Annotated in this window: 18 protein-coding genes; 15 read left to right on the top strand and 3 right to left on the bottom strand. The window is 47.2% G+C overall.

From position 1 onward, the window contains the following. The first annotated feature begins 11 nt into the window (after positions 1 to 11). Positions 12 to 809, top strand: coding sequence for an isocitrate lyase/PEP mutase family protein (locus SG35_RS26885; protein WP_044834200.1), 798 nt, complete (start codon positions 12 to 14; stop codon positions 807 to 809). A 108-nt stretch (positions 810 to 917) separates the two neighbouring features. Here the strand turns inward: SG35_RS26885 and SG35_RS26880 are convergent, their stop codons facing one another. Beyond that, positions 918 to 1,556: an acyl-homoserine-lactone synthase gene (locus tag SG35_RS26880; protein ID WP_044834199.1), complete on the bottom strand. Its 639-nt coding sequence runs from the start codon at positions 1,554 to 1,556 to the stop codon at positions 918 to 920. A gap of 585 nt (positions 1,557 to 2,141) precedes the next feature. On the opposite strand from SG35_RS26880, the gene SG35_RS26875 reads away from it, so the two are divergent. From SG35_RS26875 to nhaD, 12 genes are all read left to right on the top strand, one after another. Further along, a complete protein-coding gene (locus tag SG35_RS26875) occupies positions 2,142 to 2,804 on the top strand; it encodes a thermostable hemolysin (protein WP_044834198.1) in 663 nt (220 codons plus the stop codon). A gap of 367 nt (positions 2,805 to 3,171) precedes the next feature. Then, positions 3,172 to 3,906, top strand: a complete 735-nt coding sequence (locus SG35_RS26870; RefSeq protein WP_044834197.1) for a helix-turn-helix transcriptional regulator — start codon at positions 3,172 to 3,174, stop codon at positions 3,904 to 3,906. Between the two features lie 232 nt (positions 3,907 to 4,138). Further along, positions 4,139 to 5,074 carry an NADP-dependent oxidoreductase gene (locus tag SG35_RS26865; RefSeq protein ID WP_053043211.1) on the top strand — a complete coding sequence of 312 codons (936 nt, stop codon included), beginning with the start codon at positions 4,139 to 4,141 and terminating at the stop codon, positions 5,072 to 5,074. Between the two features lie 53 nt (positions 5,075 to 5,127). Then, positions 5,128 to 6,063 (top strand): hypothetical protein, encoded by a 936-nt coding sequence (locus tag SG35_RS26860; protein ID WP_044834195.1) that lies wholly within the window; start codon positions 5,128 to 5,130, stop codon positions 6,061 to 6,063. Positions 6,064 to 6,156: 93 nt separating this feature from the next. Then, entirely contained in the window at positions 6,157 to 7,581 is a 1,425-nt protein-coding gene (locus tag SG35_RS26855) for an amidase (RefSeq protein ID WP_044834194.1), read from the top strand. Positions 7,582 to 7,592: 11 nt separating this feature from the next. After that, a complete protein-coding gene (locus tag SG35_RS26850; protein ID WP_044834193.1) occupies positions 7,593 to 8,510 on the top strand; it encodes a DMT family transporter in 918 nt (305 codons plus the stop codon). Further along, complete coding sequence (locus SG35_RS26845; RefSeq protein ID WP_044834192.1) at positions 8,510 to 8,887, top strand: VOC family protein; 378 nt, start codon at positions 8,510 to 8,512, stop codon at positions 8,885 to 8,887. Before SG35_RS26850 ends, SG35_RS26845 begins: the two co-directional genes overlap by 1 nt. Before the next feature lie 214 nt (positions 8,888 to 9,101). Continuing rightward, positions 9,102 to 9,992, top strand: coding sequence for a TauD/TfdA family dioxygenase (locus SG35_RS26840; RefSeq protein ID WP_053043210.1), 891 nt, complete (start codon positions 9,102 to 9,104; stop codon positions 9,990 to 9,992). A gap of 45 nt (positions 9,993 to 10,037) precedes the next feature. Next, positions 10,038 to 11,564 (top strand): AMP-binding protein, encoded by a 1,527-nt coding sequence (locus tag SG35_RS26835; protein WP_053043209.1) that lies wholly within the window; start codon positions 10,038 to 10,040, stop codon positions 11,562 to 11,564. An 11-nt stretch (positions 11,565 to 11,575) separates the two neighbouring features. Then, positions 11,576 to 12,766: an aminotransferase class III-fold pyridoxal phosphate-dependent enzyme gene (locus SG35_RS26830; protein WP_053043208.1), complete on the top strand. Its 1,191-nt coding sequence runs from the start codon at positions 11,576 to 11,578 to the stop codon at positions 12,764 to 12,766. Next, positions 12,766 to 14,115: an aspartate aminotransferase family protein gene (locus tag SG35_RS26825; protein ID WP_044834191.1), complete on the top strand. Its 1,350-nt coding sequence runs from the start codon at positions 12,766 to 12,768 to the stop codon at positions 14,113 to 14,115. The genes SG35_RS26830 and SG35_RS26825 overlap by 1 nt, the downstream gene beginning before the upstream one ends. A 262-nt stretch (positions 14,116 to 14,377) precedes the next feature. Further along, on the top strand, positions 14,378 to 15,781 hold the full coding sequence (gene nhaD / locus SG35_RS26820) for a sodium:proton antiporter NhaD (RefSeq protein WP_044834190.1): 1,404 nt from the start codon (positions 14,378 to 14,380) through the stop codon (positions 15,779 to 15,781). A gap of 290 nt (positions 15,782 to 16,071) precedes the next feature. On the opposite strand, the gene SG35_RS26815 is transcribed toward nhaD, so the two are convergent. Together SG35_RS26815 and SG35_RS26810 are read right to left on the bottom strand one after the other, a co-directional pair. Continuing rightward, positions 16,072 to 16,893 carry a substrate-binding periplasmic protein gene (locus tag SG35_RS26815; protein WP_084692852.1) on the bottom strand — a complete coding sequence of 274 codons (822 nt, stop codon included), beginning with the start codon at positions 16,891 to 16,893 and terminating at the stop codon, positions 16,072 to 16,074. Continuing rightward, positions 16,841 to 17,434, bottom strand: a complete 594-nt coding sequence (locus SG35_RS26810) for a PDC sensor domain-containing protein (RefSeq protein ID WP_044834188.1) — start codon at positions 17,432 to 17,434, stop codon at positions 16,841 to 16,843. Before SG35_RS26810 ends, SG35_RS26815 begins: the two co-directional genes overlap by 53 nt. Before the next feature lie 435 nt (positions 17,435 to 17,869). Between SG35_RS26810 and SG35_RS26805 the strand changes: the two genes are divergently transcribed. Further along, complete coding sequence (locus SG35_RS26805; RefSeq protein ID WP_044834187.1) at positions 17,870 to 18,139, top strand: hypothetical protein; 270 nt, start codon at positions 17,870 to 17,872, stop codon at positions 18,137 to 18,139. 233 nt (positions 18,140 to 18,372) lie between these two features. After that, a complete protein-coding gene (locus SG35_RS26800; RefSeq protein WP_160298329.1) occupies positions 18,373 to 19,047 on the top strand; it encodes a substrate-binding periplasmic protein in 675 nt (224 codons plus the stop codon). The last annotated feature ends 29 nt before the right edge of the window (positions 19,048 to 19,076 follow it).

The following is a 19,076-nucleotide window of genomic DNA, read 5'->3' as shown; positions in this document are numbered from 1 at the left end:
CAGGAGAAATTATGAAAAAGAATATCGCGGCTTTTAATGCCTTACATCAACAGCAGCAGGTCTTGTGTTTAGGCAATGCCTGGGATTTATTGTCGGCCCTGGTGCTGGAACAGGCAGGTTTTAAAGCCATAGGCACTACCAGCTGGGGCGCGGCCAATGCCCTGGGTTATAAGGACGGAGAACAGATTTCTTTTGAGCAGGTATTAACCCTGGCTAAGAATATCATTGCCAATGTTTCCGTACCGGTTACCGTGGATATCGAAGCCGGCTTTGCCACAGAGGCGGCGGAGATTGCCGATAATGTGTTAAAGCTTGCCGACCTGGGAGCTGCCGGTATCAATATTGAAGATTCCCTCAAGCATGAAGCCGGTTTAAGAGCGCAGCCGGACCATTGCCATGTGCTGGAGAAAATACGCTTAACCCTGGACAGCAAAGGTTATCAGGACTTTTTTATCAATGCCCGTACCGATACTTATTTGCAGCTGACACAGCCGTTAGCAGCAACTATCAGCCGGGGGCAGGCGTATATCGACAGCGGCGCCAGCGGGTTGTTTGTGCCGGGATTAAGCCAGGCAGATGATATCCGGGCCGTGGTCGCAGCGATAAAGGCGCCTTTGAATGTGATGTCACTGCCGAACCTGACGGATGTGGCGGCATTACAGCAGCTGGGAGTGAAACGTTTCAGTATCGGCAACGCCTTGTCCGATGCTACTGTCGCTTTTATCGAAAACCAGGCCCATCAACTGCTGGAGCAAAAAAACAGTGCCGGGTTATATGATCATCCAGATGTCAAAACCCTGTTTAAGTAGCGCGCTTTTTTTAAAATAACAAACCAGCCGGGAGAAAAAAATCTCCCGGCTGGTTTGTTATTTTCGGCTTGTTATTGATTAGATAAAAGCCTGCTTTAAGCGAGACTATTAAGCGGCCAGTTGCTGCTCCTGATCCTGCATGTTGAAGTCCAGGTAATAAGCGGCACAGTTTTCAATAAAAGTTTCAACATCGATACGTGCCGCCAGGGTTCTGACGCCGTCCGGCATTACCGTGGTTTTACCCAGTTGCTGGCAATCCAGGCCGCGGCGGTTAAGCAGGGAGAAAATTTCCTGGGAAACCACTATGTACCAGTGTTTGATATTGTTCTCCAGTGAGAATTGCAGCAGTCCCTTGATCAGCATGTCACATAAGGTGAACTGCTGATGTATTTTAAGTCTTCTGAACTGGGCATCTACCGCCAGGCGGGTGACCTCAACACTGTTGTCGAGAAATTCATGATCCCTGCCTTCGTTAATCAAAAAAGAAAAAGTATCGGTCAATAACCAGGGAGAATGCTTAGGGGTGACACGCATATAAGCATTCACTTTCTGGTTCTGGGAAATAACGATATGGTTGCTGGCAAAATCGAATTTGTCGATTTCTAAACGGTTATCTTCCTGGGCAACCCATTCAAGCTCTTTGGCAAAAACATCATGACGTAACTTATAGCAATCAATTAATAACTTGTGTTTTTTAGAAACTGCTAAATCGAAACCGTTTTCTTGCATAAAGATATTGTTTTCCATTACTTCACTTCCTTCGTGTCAATAATTTTGATTAATTAGTCTGTTTGCTTGCTTGAGATAAATGTAATCAGTAAAGGCAAATGAGATAACCGACCCTATGGACAGCTGTACCACTGGACAGGGTAGCGTTTCTGTCAAGGGTTTATCTCTTAAAAATTGATTTAAAACAATGGTTTGTTTTATTTTTGTCCGGCAGGTTTTCTTTGGCTGGATTTTGTCTTTTTGCTGATGTCAATGGCTGGTTATGGCCGGTTTTTTCTCCTGACCATATGGACAGGTATGGTTGTTTTTACTGGGGTGAAACAGGGCGAAAATAAGAACTGTTCAATATAACTGGCTTATTTTTTTCTTCGCTAGCAGGGAGAAAAAATTAACTTATCACCGGTGAAATTTTTTAATTTGCCCTGTGTTTAGCGAAAAAATAGTTATCCAGCCGGTATTTTCTGGTCTGGGTTGTTTTCCTGGTGCTGTTAAGGCATTGGTTTGGTGCGATATTGCGCAATACAACGAAAGGGGCTGAAATTCCCTTTCAATATATCCGGACCTAACCTTGTCGATAATTTTTAACTTCAAGGAAAAATACATATGAAAACCATGGCAAGTAGTTCAATTCGCACCATAGATCCCGGCAGCGAAGACTATGAAAACATCGTAAACCTGGTCACTGAGTCTTATGCAAGCATACATAAAGCCGACGTAACGCCAACGCCGGATGAGTTTGTTTTTATGCAGGTAGCAGAAAGCGAGCAGGAAAATTATGCCGGTGCTTACGGTATTACCTATCCTAAGTTTAACTGTTTGTTTTCAGAGCAATACCTGGATCGTCCGGTAGAGCAAATTGCCTACGAGATCACCGGAGACTTTGTTGACCGGCAGCATATTTGTGAAATCGGCTCTTTTTCATCTTTTGGCTATAAATCGGCGGCATACAAGTTACTGGAGACCTTGCCTCATATTTTATGGTCAAAAGGCATGAGATTTACCCTGGTGACCTTAACTCCGATAGTGGAGAAAATGATCAATAAGCTTGGTTATACCTATCACCCTGTGGGTGTGGCGGATATCACTAAATTATCAGCCGGACAAAGGGAGAAGTGGGGGTCGTATTATGAGCATAAACCGGTCGTTTTTCTGGTAGATATTTTGGAGAGCGCGAAAAGCACCTTACCTTTGCAATTTGGTCGTTTTACTATCGATGTCATTAAAGTGAACCAGCAAATCAGCAATAAATTACTCAATGTGGCTTAGGAATAGCGATGGCCTTTCATCAATAAAATGTCTGGTTTTTGTAGATAGTTTAATAATATCAAATTGATAGGGTGTTTTTTTCTGGCTGGTGGAAAAACACTTATAATGATTTGTTAATCTTTAGTTACAAATATTAATACATATTGTTTAAATTATCTTGTAGAGTACACTATACGCAGAATTCAGGATGTATCTGCCAAGGCTGCTATTTTATCCCTTGCCGGCAAACAGGATAAAATAAAGCAGCGGACTCTGTGTACCAGGCATTTTACTGTGTTTGTTTGGGCTGAAGGAGTCAACCTCTGTGCTGTAACCCTGATTTGTTTATCAAGCAGCTGTTTATTTTATTGATGATAGGGACGTCATTTTGAAAGACAAAAACAAACTTATTCAGATCTTAGATCTGGCCGATACCTGTATCCGTGCCAGCAGCGATTCCGATGCCATTTCCAATATCCTGGAAAAAACCAACGAGCTAATTCCTTTTGAAGCGGCGACGCTGGCCATTGATACCAATGCTGATTTCTCCCTCACCGCCAAGCAGCAGATTTTTACCCAGAATCTTAGTGAGGACTGGCAGGAAATTTATTTTCAGCGGAAGTTTTTTAATCAGGATCCTATTCTCAGTGCTGTCTCCAATACCGATTCGGCGGTTGATTGGCGCAGTGCCGTGAGCCAGTCTGAGAATGTCAGCTCGGATTTTAAAAACCTTTCCGAAAAATATGTCGGCAGTGACGGTTTGTCTATCCTGGTCAAAGCCGATGTCGGTTCAACCTTACTTTCTTTTGTGATGCCTGAAGGTAGCATCACCCCCGAGCACAGCCAGCTTATCGAATATATTGCCCCCCATGTCCATGAGGTGTTTAACCGTCAGGGGGAAAATATGCGCCGGGGTTTGTGGCAGCCTAATTTATCGGCACGGGAGCTGGAAGTGCTTAACTGGGCTAAAGAAGGCAAGAGCAACTGGGATATTTCCCTGATACTGGCGATATCTGAGCGTACGGTAAAATTCCACTTTTCCAATATATTCAAAAAACTGGAAGTGCTTAACCGCTCGCAGGCCATTGCCCGGGCGATTCATTACGGGCTGATTTCGGTATAGCCGATATCAACCGTGCGGGGGAACTTCCCCCTGCCCATAGCGGTAACTCCCCGCAAAGGCCCGGGAATATTGCCGTTGCAGCTTCTGCTTTAACCGCGTTTTCTCCCGATAAAAATAAGCTTTTTTAAAAAAAGAGCCCCGGCCTGACTTTTCGGACAGGTGTCAGCCAATCCCCTCCGGCATAGAATTTCCACACTGATATTCATTAAACATAAACCAGTGGGAACAGACTATGACAACTAAATCGCTTATGAAGGCCGTACGTATTCATGAATACGGCGGAAAACAAACCTTGCTTACCGAGCAGATCACTTTACCGGAAATTACCGCCAATGAAGTATTAATCGAAGTGGTTAATACCAGTGTTAACCCGGTGGACTGGAAAGTCCGTGAAGGCTGGCTGGCGGATGAAGACCTGCATCAATTGCCTTTAACCTTAGGTTGGGATGTTGCCGGCAAAGTCACTAAGGTGGGCGGGCAAGTGGAAAACTTTACAGTGGGCGATGAAGTTTATGCCTTTGCCGATTTAACCCGTGACGGCGCCTACGCCGAGTATATTGCCGTGGATGCCTCTGCGGTATCTGCCAAGCCGCAGAGCATCAGTTTTGCCCAGGCGGCAGCCGTGCCGCTGACGTCATTAACTGCCTGGCAGGCCATTCATGAAGAAGCACAGGTCAAAGCGGGTGACTCTATCCTGATCAATGGCGCCAGCGGTGGTGTCGGCAGTTTCGCTGTGCAGTTTGCCAAAAAAGCCGGAGCCAGGGTAACCGCTATCGCCTCCGGCGATAACCATGATTATTTGCGTGAGCTGGGAGCGGATGAAGTCATTGATTATAACACCCCGGATTACCTGGCAAGCCTGGGGCAATTCGATGTTGTCTTCGACATTGTCGATAACGATATGCCGGGTATTTACGACCGGGTGAACAGCGACGGCAAGTATGTCGCTACTTTAAAAGAGCATGAGATCCCCGAGCAATTCACCTTTGGCCATTCCCGTGTCTTGGTGATGCCTAACGGCCAGCACCTGACAACCATTCGTGAACTGATCGACAACAACGAAATCCGGGTACCGGCCATTGCCGAAATGCCTTTCGAGCAAATTGCCGAGGCACACGCGATTTCAGAAACCGAACATGTACGCGGCAAGATCGTTATCAGCATCTAGTCACTTTTACTTTGAATAAAAATAAAAACAACAATAAAAAGAAAGGAAAAACCATGAAAAAATTAACCTTATGCTCCGCTATTTTTGCCGCTGTCACTGGTTTCGCTGCCAGTGCCGGTACCTATCCAGCCAATGTTATTGAAAGCAAAGTGATCAAAGGTCATATCACCACAGGGGTAAACAATTACTGCGGTAGAAAACTGTTTAAATTCCCGGATGCCTATGAATCCCTCAATGATTTATCTTTCCAGTTTGTCGGTCAGTATGATCCCGATCCAAACGCCCGGGATGCCATCCGCTTAAGCGAGGAAAACTGTCAGGACGATACTATTTTGGCGTCAACCACAGATCCGGGCAATGTTGCCTGGTTACAAAGCTTTTTAGATATGCCGGATGCGGATCCGCGCTTGAAAAATATCAAGCTGATGGACAAACCTACCTATGTCGATTTAGTGGGTAACCATGGTTATATTGACCGTACCCGTCCAGAGCATTCTAACCCTGTGCCTTACTTTGACGGTCCGTCGGAAGATATTACTTTGGGGGAATGGTCCCAGGCCCGCGGAAAATATGCTTTTACCTGTTATGACGACGGTTCGGCAAAAACCGTTGCCCGTTTCCGCAAGCTGTTCCCCAATACCATGTATTCCATGTTAGGGGTTTGGGATAACGCCGGTCAGGTGGTGGTACAGCCGTTTGGCGGTCTGCCTAATGTCTTTATTACCGATAAAAAAGGCCGCGCCCGTTATGAAAAACACGTCAACGGTTGTCCGTTGCGTCCCAGTGATGACGGCAGCGAGTTGCTTTACCTGATCATCAGCTGGCATCCGAATGCCTCGATTACCGGGGCTTCTTCTTTTATCACCACAGCCAAGGCGACTGTGATTGACAAAGACGGCTCTACTTATGAGAGCACGCAACCGCCGGGCATAGTGATCCATGATCAGCTGATGTTCCCTTTCAGCAAGCTGGTAAAAATCGAAGACTAACCAGGAAGAGTTATTGGTTGCTTGATGTAAGAAGGGGCCGGGTTTCCGGCCTTTCTGATAACAGCCGAACAAGAACTGACTAAGGACAGACAAATGAATTCAATAGATATCCAGTCATTATCAATTGACACACTTGTGAGCCTGATCGCACAGGGACAACTTAGTAGCGAACAGGTTACCGAGCACTATATTGCCGAAATCAATGCCATTAATCCGAAAATCAATGCCCTGGTGCGCCAGGCGGATTTTGATGGGTTAAGGGCCCAGGCAAAAGCCGCCGATGAGGCGGTAAAAAACGGCGAGTCCTTAGGACGATTGCACGGTATTCCCCTATCCATTAAAGACATGTGTAAGGTAAAAGGTTTTAACTGCACCTTAGGCACCTTAGGATTAAAAGACTTTGTTGCCGACAGCGATGCAACTATCGTCGCCCGGTTAAAACAGGAAGGGGCGCTAATTTTAGGGATCACCAATACCCCGGAATTACTGATGGCTTTTGAAACCGACAACTTGCTTTATGGCCGCTGTAACCATCCGCTGGACGTAGACTATTCACCCGGTGGCAGCAGCGGCGGGGAAGCGGCGCTGATTGGCGGCGGCGGCTCGCCTGCCGGTATGGGCTCAGATTCCATGGGCAGTGTCCGGGTGCCGTCCAGCTATTGCGGTATTGCCGGTCTTAAGGTGACCCAGGGAAGATTGCCGCAAACCGGCCGGGTGCCGGAAGAAGGCGCGGGTTTGCATGTCAGGAGCGCATCTTACGGGCCCATGGGCCGCTATGTCGATGATGTTGCTTTATTGCTTGATATCACCCATGGCCCCGATGGTATAGATCCCAACTCGCCACCCGTATCATTAAACAATTACCGCAAGGTGGATTTAGCCACCTTATCTGTGGCCTGGTATGACGATAACGGCCTGAGTACGCCGGATGATGAAGTAAAAGCGGCAATTGCCAAAGCGGCAGATAAACTCGGCGGGAAAACCGCAAGCTGCGAATGGGCAAGACCCGATTGCCTGGAGCAGGTAGAAGCCCTGGCACTGGAAATGATCGCCTTTGGCGCCGATGCCGGCCGCAGTTGGGCCAACGGTGCAAAACTCTTGGGCACCAAAGAAAACTCTCCTTTGTTCGATGCCTTTTTAACGGCGGCACAAAGTTGTGATATCGGCTTAACGGAAATGCGCGGCCGCTTGCGTACCTGGGACAAGTATAACTTCACCATGAACGCCTTCAGCGAAAAATACGATATTACCTTGTGCCCGGTGACCCCGACCACGGCCTTTAAACATACCGAGTCGAGTAAAAATATTCGCCAGTTTACCTATACCATGGCCTACAGCCTGACCGGCCAGCCGGTGGCGACGGTGAATATCGGCAACGACAGCCGGGGTTTCCCTATCGGTATTCAGATTGTCGGACGTTTATGGTGTGAGCATCAGGTGCTGGCGGTGGCCAAATACCTGGAAAACACCTTAGGCGGTTATCAGTTAACACGGAAAAGCTTAGAGCAAGCTTCTTAAGGACAAAAAACATGAAAAGTTTATTCATCTTGATCGCCTGTGGTTTCATTTGGGGATCTCAATACATTTTTAATGCCGCGGCGCTGGCGGAAGTTGACGCCTTGTGGATAGCGGCAAGCCGCTCGACCATAGGGGCAATTTTCCTGATTGTCGTTTGCCGCTTGCTTAAGCTGGAACGCTCGCCGGGTAACTGGCCGCTCATTGCCTTAATAGGGCTGCTTGAAGCAACTGTGCCTTTCCTGCTGGTGGCCTGGGGCCAGCAAACCACACCGCCTGCTTTTGCCGCGGTGATCACCGGCACCAATCCGCTGATCACTTTATTGCTGGCGCCTTTGGTGCTGGCGGGTACCCGGATGACGGCAAAAGCCGTGGTGTGCAGCTTGATCGGCTTTGGCGGTTTACTGTATTTATTCTGGCCGCAATTACAGCAGCAGGGTTTAACCGAGTTTGCCGGCTCCTTTGCGATTTTGTTTGCCGCGGCAAGTTTTGCGTTAAGTTTGTTACTGGTGAAACGCCTGGAGCACTTGCACCCGATAGTGCTGGCCCGTGATGTGATTGCCGTTTCCGCGTTGCAGCTAATACCGATGGCGCTGATCTGGGGTACGGTGCCTGTTGAGATGCCGAGCCTGACCAGTGTCGGTTCGGTGTTATATCTCGGGGTCTTCTGCGGCGGCCTGGTGTATGTACTGTTTATGACCCTGATCATGGATAAGGGGCCGACGTTTGCATCTTTCAGTAATTACCTGGTACCCACGGTCGGTGTGCTGCTGTCGATGCTGGTGACGGATGTTGCCCTGGATAACCGTATCTTTATCAGTTTATTGATCATCATAGGTTCCATCTATCTTTACCAGCTGGACTTTAGTTTTAATAGCAAGTCGGCTAAAAGCACAGCCAATGGTTTAGGTGAACTTCAGGAGGAAAAATAATGTTAGCAGTAAACGGCATAGATCATATTAATTTAAAGGTGGCAGACCTGGCAAAAACCTGTGCATTCTACCATGCGTTATTCGGCTTTGAAGAGCTCAGGGATATGCCGGAAGTCAGCGGAAAAATTATCGGCAACAAGCAGGCTAAACTGGCTTTGTACCAGGTCGATGGTTTTGAGAAATATGAAAAGCACGGTTTTTCCCATGTCTCTTTCCAGGTAGACAATTTTGAACAGGCACTGGCGGCCTGTGAGAAAATACAGGCGCCGATCAAATATAACGGTATTCTGGAATGGGAAAAGTCCCGCTCCCTGTATATTCTCGATCCCAACGGTTATGAAATCGAACTGGCGGAAGTCTGGGGCGGGGGATTGTAACACCTGACTGTTATCGTGATGTTTGTTTGATCCTATACGCCATAAAGAGAGGCCTGCTTTCTTTATGGCGTTTTCTTTTTCTCCTTTTTATTCAAATGCTTTCTGTCCTTTACGATAAAAATAATTGCCATACCTGTTTTGTCGTACAGTTTTTAATTTTTCCTGTGTCTTTAAGCTATTACTCATCCCCTAAAAATTAAGATTGAGGTGTTATATGAGTTATAGATTATTAGACAGACAAGCCGGTGAAATTCAAATTATTGAAGCAGGTGCCAATGCCAGGGTAGAAGATTTAGACAAAGAGCAGGTATTAAACTGGGTGAAAGCATATGGCGCGGTCCTGTTCCGCGGTTTCGATACCAGTATCGAAGCTTTTTCAACCTTAGTAAGAAATGTCAGCACCCGGGTCACTTTAGATCCCGCCAGGAACCATGCCTCCGACAGCGCCCAGCTGGTGGATGCCGGTACCGATAAGGTAGGTTTACACCTGGAAAACGGCAATGCCCCTATCTTGCCCCACCTGGCCTGGTTCTACTGTAAAAAAGCCGCGAAAGCAGGGTCGCAAACTACCTACTGCGACGGCAATGCGGTATGGCCAACATTAAATGATCAGGCGCAAGCCTTGTTTGCCGGTCAGCGTATCAAGTATGCCCGACGCCTGCCGGAGAAATTATGGAAAAAATACACCCATAGCGAGCTTGATGGGATCGAGTCGCCGGAGCAGGTCACCTTTGCCGATTTGCAGACCCTGGGCGAGCGGGTAGAAGGACAGAAATTTACCTTGCTGGAAAATGACGATGTTTATTCTGAGTTTTCGGTATGGGCGGTCAGAAAATCCCTGTTCAGCGATGAGCAAGGTTTCTCCAACAGCTTGTTGGGCCCTTCTTTTAATTACGAACCGCCGGTGATCACCATGGAAAACGACGAAGTGATCCCGGATGAGGTTTGGCAGCACATAGAACAGCAAACGGATCGCCTGACCCACAATATCGAATGGCAAAATCACGATATCGTGTTATTGGACAATACCCGGGTGATGCATGGCCGCCGTGAGATCATAGATACCGACAGGGAACTTTACAATGCCTTGAGCTACGTCGCGTAAGCCAAATAAGGCATAGATAAAGACTTTTTAAAGGAATAAACAACAATGAAAAATAATAGTTTACGTGCGCAAATCAACCGCTTTCTCAAGGAAGATGAAAACCGCACTGTTTTTAAACGTTGCGGCACCAGCCTGGCGATAGATAAAAACACCATGGCGCAAACCGTTAACACCAGCGGCGAACGCCTTAAGCAAGAAGGTATCGACCTGTCGAAGATGACGGTGGCTATTGCCCTGGATCCGTCTTTTGACTGGATTGTCTGCGACCTGCTGTGTATCCAAAGTAATTCCGTCAGCATTCCTATTCCCACGGAATTTACCGACAGCCAGATCGCGCATTTATTGCTGCCGGCAGAATATTGCTTTGTTAACAGCATGGATATGGCAGAGCGTATCGCCGGTGCAATACCCGAGATCGGTATCTTATTTCCCGACGGCCAGGTGTTTAAACGGGCGAGCAAGCAAACCGATGCCAAAGAATTCAAGGCATTGAAACAGCAGGATGTTATCAAGATCATCCATACTTCGGGCACAACATCGGCGCCTAAAGGGGTGTTGATCCGCGATCAGGGATTAGGCGCTTTAGTGGCGACCTTATTGGATATCTATAAGCACCTCAACGGTATGCATTATTATTCCATGGTGCCGTTTTCCCTGCTGATCGAACAGGTACTGGCGGTTTATCTGCCCTTGTTGTCCGGCGGCTCAACGTCGTTGCTACCAGCCGGGTTACCGCCGTTCAGTACCCAAAGCGGTATTGCCGAGCGTTACCTGGCCACCATCGCTTATGCCGACATCAACTGTGTTTACCTGCCGCCGAAACTGCTGGAAGAAACCCTGGAGCACTTGCGTAAAGACAGCGATGCCAAACGCCGCTTCTTCGGCGAGCCGCAGGCGACCATTATGACCGGCGGGGCGAAAGTGTCGGTGAATATATTGGAAGAGCTGGCCGGCTTTGGTGTGGTGGTTGACGAAGGTTACGGCCTGAGCGAAAACTCTTCCGTGGTGTCCCTGAACCGGGGCGCAGAAAGAAAGCTGGGTACCGTCGGCCGGTTATTGCCGGGCATTGAAGGCAAGATTGTCGACGGCGAACTGCTGATTAAGAGTAATACCTTGTGCGCCGGTTATTCCAGCCGGGATGTTTCGTCGTGTGAACTCAGCGAAGACGGTTTTTTGCATACCGGGGATATTGCCCATTTTGATGAAGAAGATTACCTGGTGATCACCGGGCGTAAGAAAAACGTCATCATCTTGTCCAACGGCCGTAATGTCAGCCCGGAATGGGTGGAAGCCACCTATAAGGAAATCGACGGGGTTGCCGATGTCGTAGTCTTCGGTGAAGCACAGGAAGCCATCAGCGGCGTGATCTTTACCCAGGTTGCCAAGGATGAAGAAGCGGAACTGTTAGCGCAAATTCAAGGTATCTCCGGGGACCTGCCCGGTTACAGCCGCTTAAACCAACCTAAGCTGGTCAACCTCGATGGTGAAACCCGCAAAAGCTATTTCACCGTTACCGGTCGCCCGAAACGTGAAGCCATTTATGAGCAGTTTATGCTTGCCAAAGCCTCTTAAGGAAAAGAACAATGACAACCAATATTGAACAATTTAACGCACATGCGCCTAACAGCTGGCAGCAGGAATTTATCGGTAAAGTGGTGATCAAAGCGAAAAACGCCACCTTAACCTATCAGGACGGCAGCGAGGCGATCGATCTTGCTTCCGGCGGCTTCGGCCACCAGCAGGCGGACATTACCCAGGCGGTGAAAAAGCAGGTGGCGCTGATGCCGCTGTCCAACCGGGTGATGATCAGCCCGACGCTGGCGGAATTTGTTAAAACCCTGGATCAGGCAACGCCGGCGCCTTTATCTGTCAGCTATATCTGTAACTCGGGAGAAGAAGCCTTTGACGGTTCGTTAAAACTGGCGAAAGGCCTGCACCGGGACCGCTTTAAAGTAGTGGTGGTGCGCGGCAGTGACTTTGGCAGCCTGAGTTTTGCCAGCCTGTTTAAGGAAATAAATGCCCCGACCCTGGCCCATTTACCGTTAAAACCGGTTTTTGTCGAAGCCAATGATGAAGAAATGTTATTGCGCGCCATCGACGATGAAACCCTGGCGGTGGTTTATGAACCTGTGTTGGTCGGCGATGATATTACCGTGTTAAGCGCCGATTATCTTACTTGTATGCGTGAGCTCTGCCACCAGAGTCAGGCGATTATGATCGCCTATGAAGTGAATTCCGGTATGGGCCGGTTTGGTGTCGACTTTGCCAGTGAACTCTCCGGTATAGCGCCGGATACCCTGGTGCTTGGCGGTGCGTTAAACGGCGGTTGTGTGCCGGTTGGCGCTTATGTTACCCGCAAAGCCATTAACGATGCCGTGTACGGCGACAAAAACCCTTCTTTGCACGGCAGTACCACGGGGGGAAATCCTGCCAGCTGTGTTGCCGGGCAAAAAGCGGTAGAAGTGCTGCAAAGCAAGAAACTCAGCGCCAGACAATCGACTCTGGGGCAAAGGTTTAGCCAGGAGCTGATGTGCCGGGATAAGGTGGAAGTTAAACACCTGGGCAGCCTGGTGCTGTTGAACTTTGCCAATCATAAACTGGCGGACAGCTTCCGGCAGCAGGCGGTAGCGGCCGGTATTAATATCGCCCGGGGCAAAGAGAATACCTTGACCCTGAAAGCGCCGCTGACCATCACCGACAGGGAAGTGGATACCGCTATTGCCACCCTTAACCAGGTAGCGCTGAATTTATTTGAAAATAAGGAAATTGCCTAATGAACCGCGAACAAGTCATCGACGTATGTGACAATAACTGGAACCCGACCGCAGCAACCATGTACCGCATCAGCCACAGAACCATGGAGCAGTCGGCTCACGGCCAGTGGATCCACGACAATGAAGGCAATAAATTTTTGGATTTTGCCTGCAGCTACGGCGTATTTATTGTCGGCCATACCCAAAGCTATATTCAGCAGGCGGTGCAGAAGCAACTGGATCAAGTGGCGATTAAACCTTACGGCAGCTGCGATGAGAATACCATTAAGCTGATGGCTAAATTAGCCGATATGCTGCCGGGAGATCTCAACCGCTCTTATTTTTGTAATTCCGGTGCCGAGGCGGTAGAGCTGGCGATGCGCGCTGCCTTCGAAGCCAATCCCAAGCGCAAGAAAATGGTGGTGATCAGCGACAGTTATCACGGTAAAACCTTAGGTGCTTTGAATATTCTGGGACAAACCGGCCACAGGACGCCGTTTACTCCCTTGATGGAAAACGTCGAATATGTGCCCTTTGGCGATATCGCCGCCATGAAAAAAGCCATTGGCGACGGTGTCTCTGCCGTGTTTATCGAGCCGGTACTCGGCGGGCCTTATTTGCAGGTGCCGCCTGCCGGTTACCTTAAGCAGATAGAATGCCTGTGCCGGGAAACCGGCAGCTTGCTGATTGCCGATGAAATCCAGACCGCCTTTGGCCGTGCCGGTAAAATGTTTGCCATTGAATATGACAATATCGTGCCGGATATGATCATCCTGTCAAAAGGTTTAACCGGCGGACATGCCGCCATTGCCGTGACGGTCATGAGCGAAGCGCTCGAGCGTAAGCTGATTGACGAGCAGGGTATAGATCCCCGTTTGCTTACCAGCGGCAGCGGCGGTAATCCTTATAATAATACCGCGGCGCTGGCGGCAATAGAGTTTATCGAGCAGCAGGATCTCACCGGCCGTGCCCAGCGCCTGGGCACACGTTTGCTTACCGGGATGCGGCAGGTTTGTGCCGATTACCCCCAGCTGGTGCTGGAGGTACCGGGCATAGGTTTGATGACAGGGCTGAAATGCGCCAACCCGGCGGTAGAAACGGCGATTACCATGGTGATGGGCAAACAGAATATCCACTTGGGTCATTCCATGAATGAAAAAGCCGCCCATCCAGTGCTGCGTTTTTATCCGCCGCTGACGGTGACCGAGCAGGAAATTGACCAATGCCTGGCGGCGCTGGAGCAAACCATGAAACGTTTAGGCTCTCGTCCCAAGCTGATGTTCAAAGTGTTGAACCAGCTGATCAAGCGCCAATATACCCTGCCGAGGAAATTCCTGTATAAATTAACCGGGGTTAAGCAGGCGGCCTAAGTTAACAGGGGCAGGCCATGGTTTATTTGATAAACCCGGTAAGCGGACATTTTGCTTACCGGGTTATCTTATTATTCATTTGTCTCTTATCAGGAGATTTCCCTGTCATTTTTCAGGCCGTTAAATGGCCAATATTTGATTTAAATAGCATAAGCGCAGACAGTCTTACCAAAGCTTGATCTCATCGTTATTCTTTTTTTTCCCCTTTGTTAATATGCGCGGGTTTTACATCTTATAACCTTTATTGACGATTGGGGCCGTAATGAAACACGTGTTTTTGCTGCTATTGGCTTTGTTATTACCAAATATCGCACTGGCATCGGGTGCTGTGCATGAAACGATTAACCTGACGGATCACTGGCTCGGCTATACCGCGCTGGCAATTTTTGTCCTGGCATACAGCCTGGTGATCCTGGAAGAAAAACTACACCTTAGAAAGTCCAAACCGGTATTGCTGGCCGCCGGTTTGATCTGGATATTTATCGCCGCCTATTACGGCTCCCACGGCATGCCTGATGCGGCCGAGGTCGCCATTCGCCATAACTTCCTTGAATATGGCGAATTATTCTTCTTCCTGCTGGTGGCCATGACCTATATCAATGCCATGTTGGAGCGTAATGTCTTCGATGCCTTGCGTGACTACCTGGTGGCGAAAGGTTTTACCTATAAGTCATTATTCTGGTTGACCGGTATTCTGGCTTTCTTTATTTCTCCTATTGCCGACAACCTGACCACGGCCTTGATTATGTGTGCCGTGGTGATGGCGGTGGGTAAGGATAAGCCAAAGTTTGTCGCCATGAGTTGTGTGAATATTGTTGTCGGCGCCAATGCCGGCGGTGCTTTCAGTCCGTTCGGCGATATTACTACCCTGATGGTGTGGCAAAAAGGCATAGTGCAGTTCAGCGAGTTTTTTGATTTATTTATCCCGTCCGTGGTCAACTTTGTTGTGCCGGCCTTTATCATGCAATTTGCCCTGCCGGACGGGAAACCTGAGGCAAGTTCAACGCAAATGACGCAAATTAAACAGGGGGGGTTAACGATTGTCGGCTTGTTTATTATTACCATCATTACAGCGGTATCTTTTCATAACTTCCTGCATTTACCGCCGGTATTCGGCATGATGCTGGGCTTGGCTTACCTGAAGTTTTTCGGTTATTACCTGCGTAAAGCCAGCCATAATAATTTGGGCAAACTGGAGCAACCTATCAGCCATACCTCGGATGATGTCGTCGATGAATATGATATTTTTGACAGTATTGCCAAGGCAGAATGGGATACCTTGTTTTTCTTCTACGGCGTTATACTGGCGGTGGGCGGTTTAGGTTTTATCGGTTACCTGGGCATGGCGTCAGCGTTTATGTATGGGGAGCTGGGTGCAACCACAGCCAACGTCCTGGTGGGGATTTTATCCGCGATAGTAGATAATATTCCGGTAATGTTTGCTGTCCTGACCATGAATCCGGAAATGCCCCATAGCCAGTGGCTGCTGGTTACATTGACTGCAGGTGTAGGCGGCAGTTTATTATCTATCGGCTCGGCCGCCGGTGTGGCCCTGATGGGGCAGGCTCGCGGTTATTATACTTTCTTCGGCCATTTGAAATGGGCGCCGGTGATTGCTCTGGGTTATGGCGCCAGTATTTATGTGCACCTGCTGATTAATGGCTAGACAGCCCTAAACTAGAGACTGGATTTATTTATCTTTCGCATTGAACTTAGGTGCCTTGACCAAAACCGCTAAAGTCATTTAGCGGTTTTTACTATTATAAAGCTGGCTTTTGCTTAACCTCCTGTTTTTTGTTATCTCTGCTTCATGCATTCTAAATGCGGTTAAATCTTCATTTTTAGTAAACAGTGTGACTGCGCCGTATTAATCAGAGAATACGCCAAGTATCTGATGAATATTTCTAGTAAGAAAAATTATCTATGGCCACGAAGCAGCTCCGACAAACGCTAAATTTAGAACACCAGTAGCCCGTCTGCAATACCAATATCTAAGTTAAAATCGGTAAGCAGTTTAGCCTGCCAAAGCCTGGATATCTTTTCTAACTCGCCATTAGCTTTTAGTTTGTTATAGGCATTGTGCCATAAATGAAAAGTATCCGGCGGCGTTATTGATGACATGACAATAAAGACTGGAGAGGTATTTATCGTATAAATGGATTTAAACAATGAAACATCAATGTTTAAATCCCTGCAAAGGTGAGCCAATCCCAGTTTCTCGAATACGATAGCGCTAACCCTTTCCTTTAGTAAAAGTCGAATATTCTGATTATGGTGTGTAACCGAATGCAGATTAGTAAATTTGTGATTAACCAACCACTCTTCCCGTATATCCCCTCTGACAACCCCTATTACAGGCAGATTTTTCAATTGTTCTTTATTTTCAATTTTAAGCTCAGACTCCAATAAGGTATAGACTTCCCATTTCTTAGACAGCACCTGGCCAACCCAAAGATATTTTTCCTGACGAAAAGGCGTTTTTGACAAACTAAACACCAAGACATTGGCCTTATCTCTTAAAATGTTTAATGCCCTTGCTTCCGGTACAAATTCTATCTCGGCGGTAGCGCCAACTTCTTTTCGCAGCGCCCGAACAATATCTACGACATAACCGTCGGCCTTCCCCGATGTATTGATGTAATTTGCCGGAGGTTCATTTACGGTAAGAATTCTGAATTCATTTGCATACGCAACTTGAAATAAAGATACGGTTAACAGTAAACAGCTAATTATATTCATGAGCAGGTACAGTGTTATCCAAATATTCTCTGCTGACATCTAATCCGGCAGCTAATACGCCAATAATCTCACTATTTTCTCGGATCAAAAAACTAAATATAAATGAGTAGGTTTGCGTGCTTGGATCCCATTTGGTAGGGCCTACAAATTCCCCCCTTAACACTATTGGTTGCTGAAATTTAGCTTCATCTCCTTGCCAATAGTCCGTTGTTTTCGGAAAAGCCCCGACTAGGGTACCGCTTTTATCCATGATCAAAACTTCTACAATACGGTTGTTAGTACTGTTTGTCATTTGCTCGACTTGCTTCGCTATCGGATTTTGCAAAATCTTTTGCTGTAACTTCCGGTTTGCCTGCCAGCTGGCATCCAACTTCATGATGTCGACGATATTACGGCAGTGCTTGTTTGACTCTTTTAAAGCCTCAATTACTAATGGCAAATAGGCCAATTTATGTAAGGTGTCATAGTGGAGATCTGTGATGATTTTTTTATACTCATGCTCGGTTTGCCGAGGGGATTCAGCTGCGTTGCCACTGGCCCCCCACAATACAACAACTGTAAATATCAAAATAATTTTCATTACTGCACGATAGTAATAATTGATAAATAAAGCATTGCATATATAAAACAAAGATCAAGCGATACGGCAGAAAGCACATGCATAGTCCAGGTTCATCAAACTCAAGCAATGGGTCTTTAGATTCTCTTAATAACTCCCTTATCAACCCAAAAAACAACAAACGCCAAGAGAAGGAAAATACATAAGGTTGCTGGAATATTTAGTTGAAAAGGCTGATGCGTCAATTACATAAAACCAGTTGATACAGGATGTATGATTTGGCAAGACAGACATATAGAATATCAAACTATTAATCGTTGTCAGAAACCCACATTACACGCCATTACACTTTGTATGGTTCCGATGAAAGAACTGCTAATATATCCCAGCGTTTATAACATTATATTTACTTTTGCTTGGCGCTTATGTTGTCGTTTTAAACCGGGGAAGAAACCAATGAGAATATTGTTGAAACTGTTAGCTCTGATAGGGATTGGCCTGGCTGTGTATACGGCCTTCAAGTCAGGAGAATTATTCAGCTCAACGGTTATTTCCGCTATCTTTGCCATTGTTTTTGCGGTGATGTTTCTGCAGTTCCCTTCCCGACGTCAAGTTAGCGAACAAAGCTTTGATTCGGCCGCGATCACCTCTTCCAATACACCTTATAAAAGTGTCTTTCTTTCTACCAATAGTGCCAGTTCCGGCTGCGATAGTGAAAGCTGTTAATATTGGCTGATTTATCACGGTAGGCCGAAACTGTTTGTTATGAACTGCGCTTTTAACATCCCTGTTCCTTTCTTTGTCTTAAATTAAACGAGTGAAACCGATCAAGTAATAACAAGCGCTTAATCAAGCTTTGCCTGATATTGTCTATAATTGCGGTATCTTTTTGATTATTTTGGCGATAGGCAATGAGGCAAACATTCTGGGCGAGCCTTCTGATCTTAGGAAGCTTTTTGTTGTCTGTCGCCAGAATTTCTGCCAGCGAATTGATCACTGTTTATACCGAAAATTATCCCCCCTTTAATATGTATGATGAAAATAAAGAAACCATCACGGGGAAATCAACCGAGTTGGTGCGACAGATCTTTAAGCAGGCGAATATTGACCATGCCATGATACTGACGACCTGGGCCAGATCGCTGAAAACCGCCAGAAGCACGGAAAACACTGCGGTCTTTTCAACCGCGAAAACCGCCGACCGGGAAAAAGACTTTTACTGGATAGGCCCCTTGGTGCTGAATAAATGGGTATTCATGGCCAGAGAGGAAGACAATATCACAGTGGATTCATTAGCGGATATCGGTGACTTGTCCGTTGGTACCTATCGCAGCGATGCTTCAGCCCAATACTTAATAGATAAGGGCTATGCCGTAGAACTCACCAGTTTTGATGGCCAGAATGCCCATAAGTTAAAGTCTAAAAGAATTGATCTCTGGGCCACAGGCTATTTGCTTGGTCCTTATCTTGCGAAGGAAAATAAGGTGAGCGGCCTGAGCATAGTGAAAAATTCTCAGGGGCAGCCGTTTGTCTATATCGAAGTGGGTATGTACCTGGCGTTAAATAAGAAGACTTCCGTAGCTATTTATCATCGGCTTAATAATGCTTTCAGGGAAGTTTCCAGTTTACATTAGTTGCAAATCTAGCAGGTAATAAAGGTGTG

Origin of the sequence: Thalassomonas actiniarum (assembly GCF_000948975.2) — a bacterium.
Taxonomy (GTDB): Bacteria; Pseudomonadota; Gammaproteobacteria; order Enterobacterales; family Alteromonadaceae; genus Thalassomonas; species Thalassomonas actiniarum.
The sequence above is the reverse complement of the archived record's forward strand: the minus strand, read 5'-3'. Positions and strand labels throughout refer to the sequence as shown.

Coding starts and splice junctions, on each gene's coding strand:
- SG35_RS26830 (WP_053043208.1), top strand. CDS start 11,576: ATGACAACCAATATTGAACAATTTAACGCACATGCGCCTAACAGCTGG.
- SG35_RS26810 (WP_044834188.1), bottom strand. CDS start 17,434: ATGAAAATTATTTTGATATTTACAGTTGTTGTATTGTGGGGGGCCAGT.
- SG35_RS26875 (WP_044834198.1), top strand. CDS start 2,142: ATGAAAACCATGGCAAGTAGTTCAATTCGCACCATAGATCCCGGCAGC.
- SG35_RS26885 (WP_044834200.1), top strand. CDS start 12: ATGAAAAAGAATATCGCGGCTTTTAATGCCTTACATCAACAGCAGCAG.
- SG35_RS26880 (WP_044834199.1), bottom strand. CDS start 1,556: ATGGAAAACAATATCTTTATGCAAGAAAACGGTTTCGATTTAGCAGTT.
- SG35_RS26815 (WP_084692852.1), bottom strand. CDS start 16,893: ATGTCAGCAGAGAATATTTGGATAACACTGTACCTGCTCATGAATATA.
- SG35_RS26825 (WP_044834191.1), top strand. CDS start 12,766: ATGAACCGCGAACAAGTCATCGACGTATGTGACAATAACTGGAACCCG.
- SG35_RS26860 (WP_044834195.1), top strand. CDS start 5,128: ATGAAAAAATTAACCTTATGCTCCGCTATTTTTGCCGCTGTCACTGGT.
- SG35_RS26845 (WP_044834192.1), top strand. CDS start 8,510: ATGTTAGCAGTAAACGGCATAGATCATATTAATTTAAAGGTGGCAGAC.
- SG35_RS26805 (WP_044834187.1), top strand. CDS start 17,870: ATGAGAATATTGTTGAAACTGTTAGCTCTGATAGGGATTGGCCTGGCT.
- SG35_RS26865 (WP_053043211.1), top strand. CDS start 4,139: ATGACAACTAAATCGCTTATGAAGGCCGTACGTATTCATGAATACGGC.
- nhaD (WP_044834190.1), top strand. CDS start 14,378: ATGAAACACGTGTTTTTGCTGCTATTGGCTTTGTTATTACCAAATATC.
- SG35_RS26835 (WP_053043209.1), top strand. CDS start 10,038: ATGAAAAATAATAGTTTACGTGCGCAAATCAACCGCTTTCTCAAGGAA.
- SG35_RS26840 (WP_053043210.1), top strand. CDS start 9,102: ATGAGTTATAGATTATTAGACAGACAAGCCGGTGAAATTCAAATTATT.
- SG35_RS26855 (WP_044834194.1), top strand. CDS start 6,157: ATGAATTCAATAGATATCCAGTCATTATCAATTGACACACTTGTGAGC.
- SG35_RS26850 (WP_044834193.1), top strand. CDS start 7,593: ATGAAAAGTTTATTCATCTTGATCGCCTGTGGTTTCATTTGGGGATCT.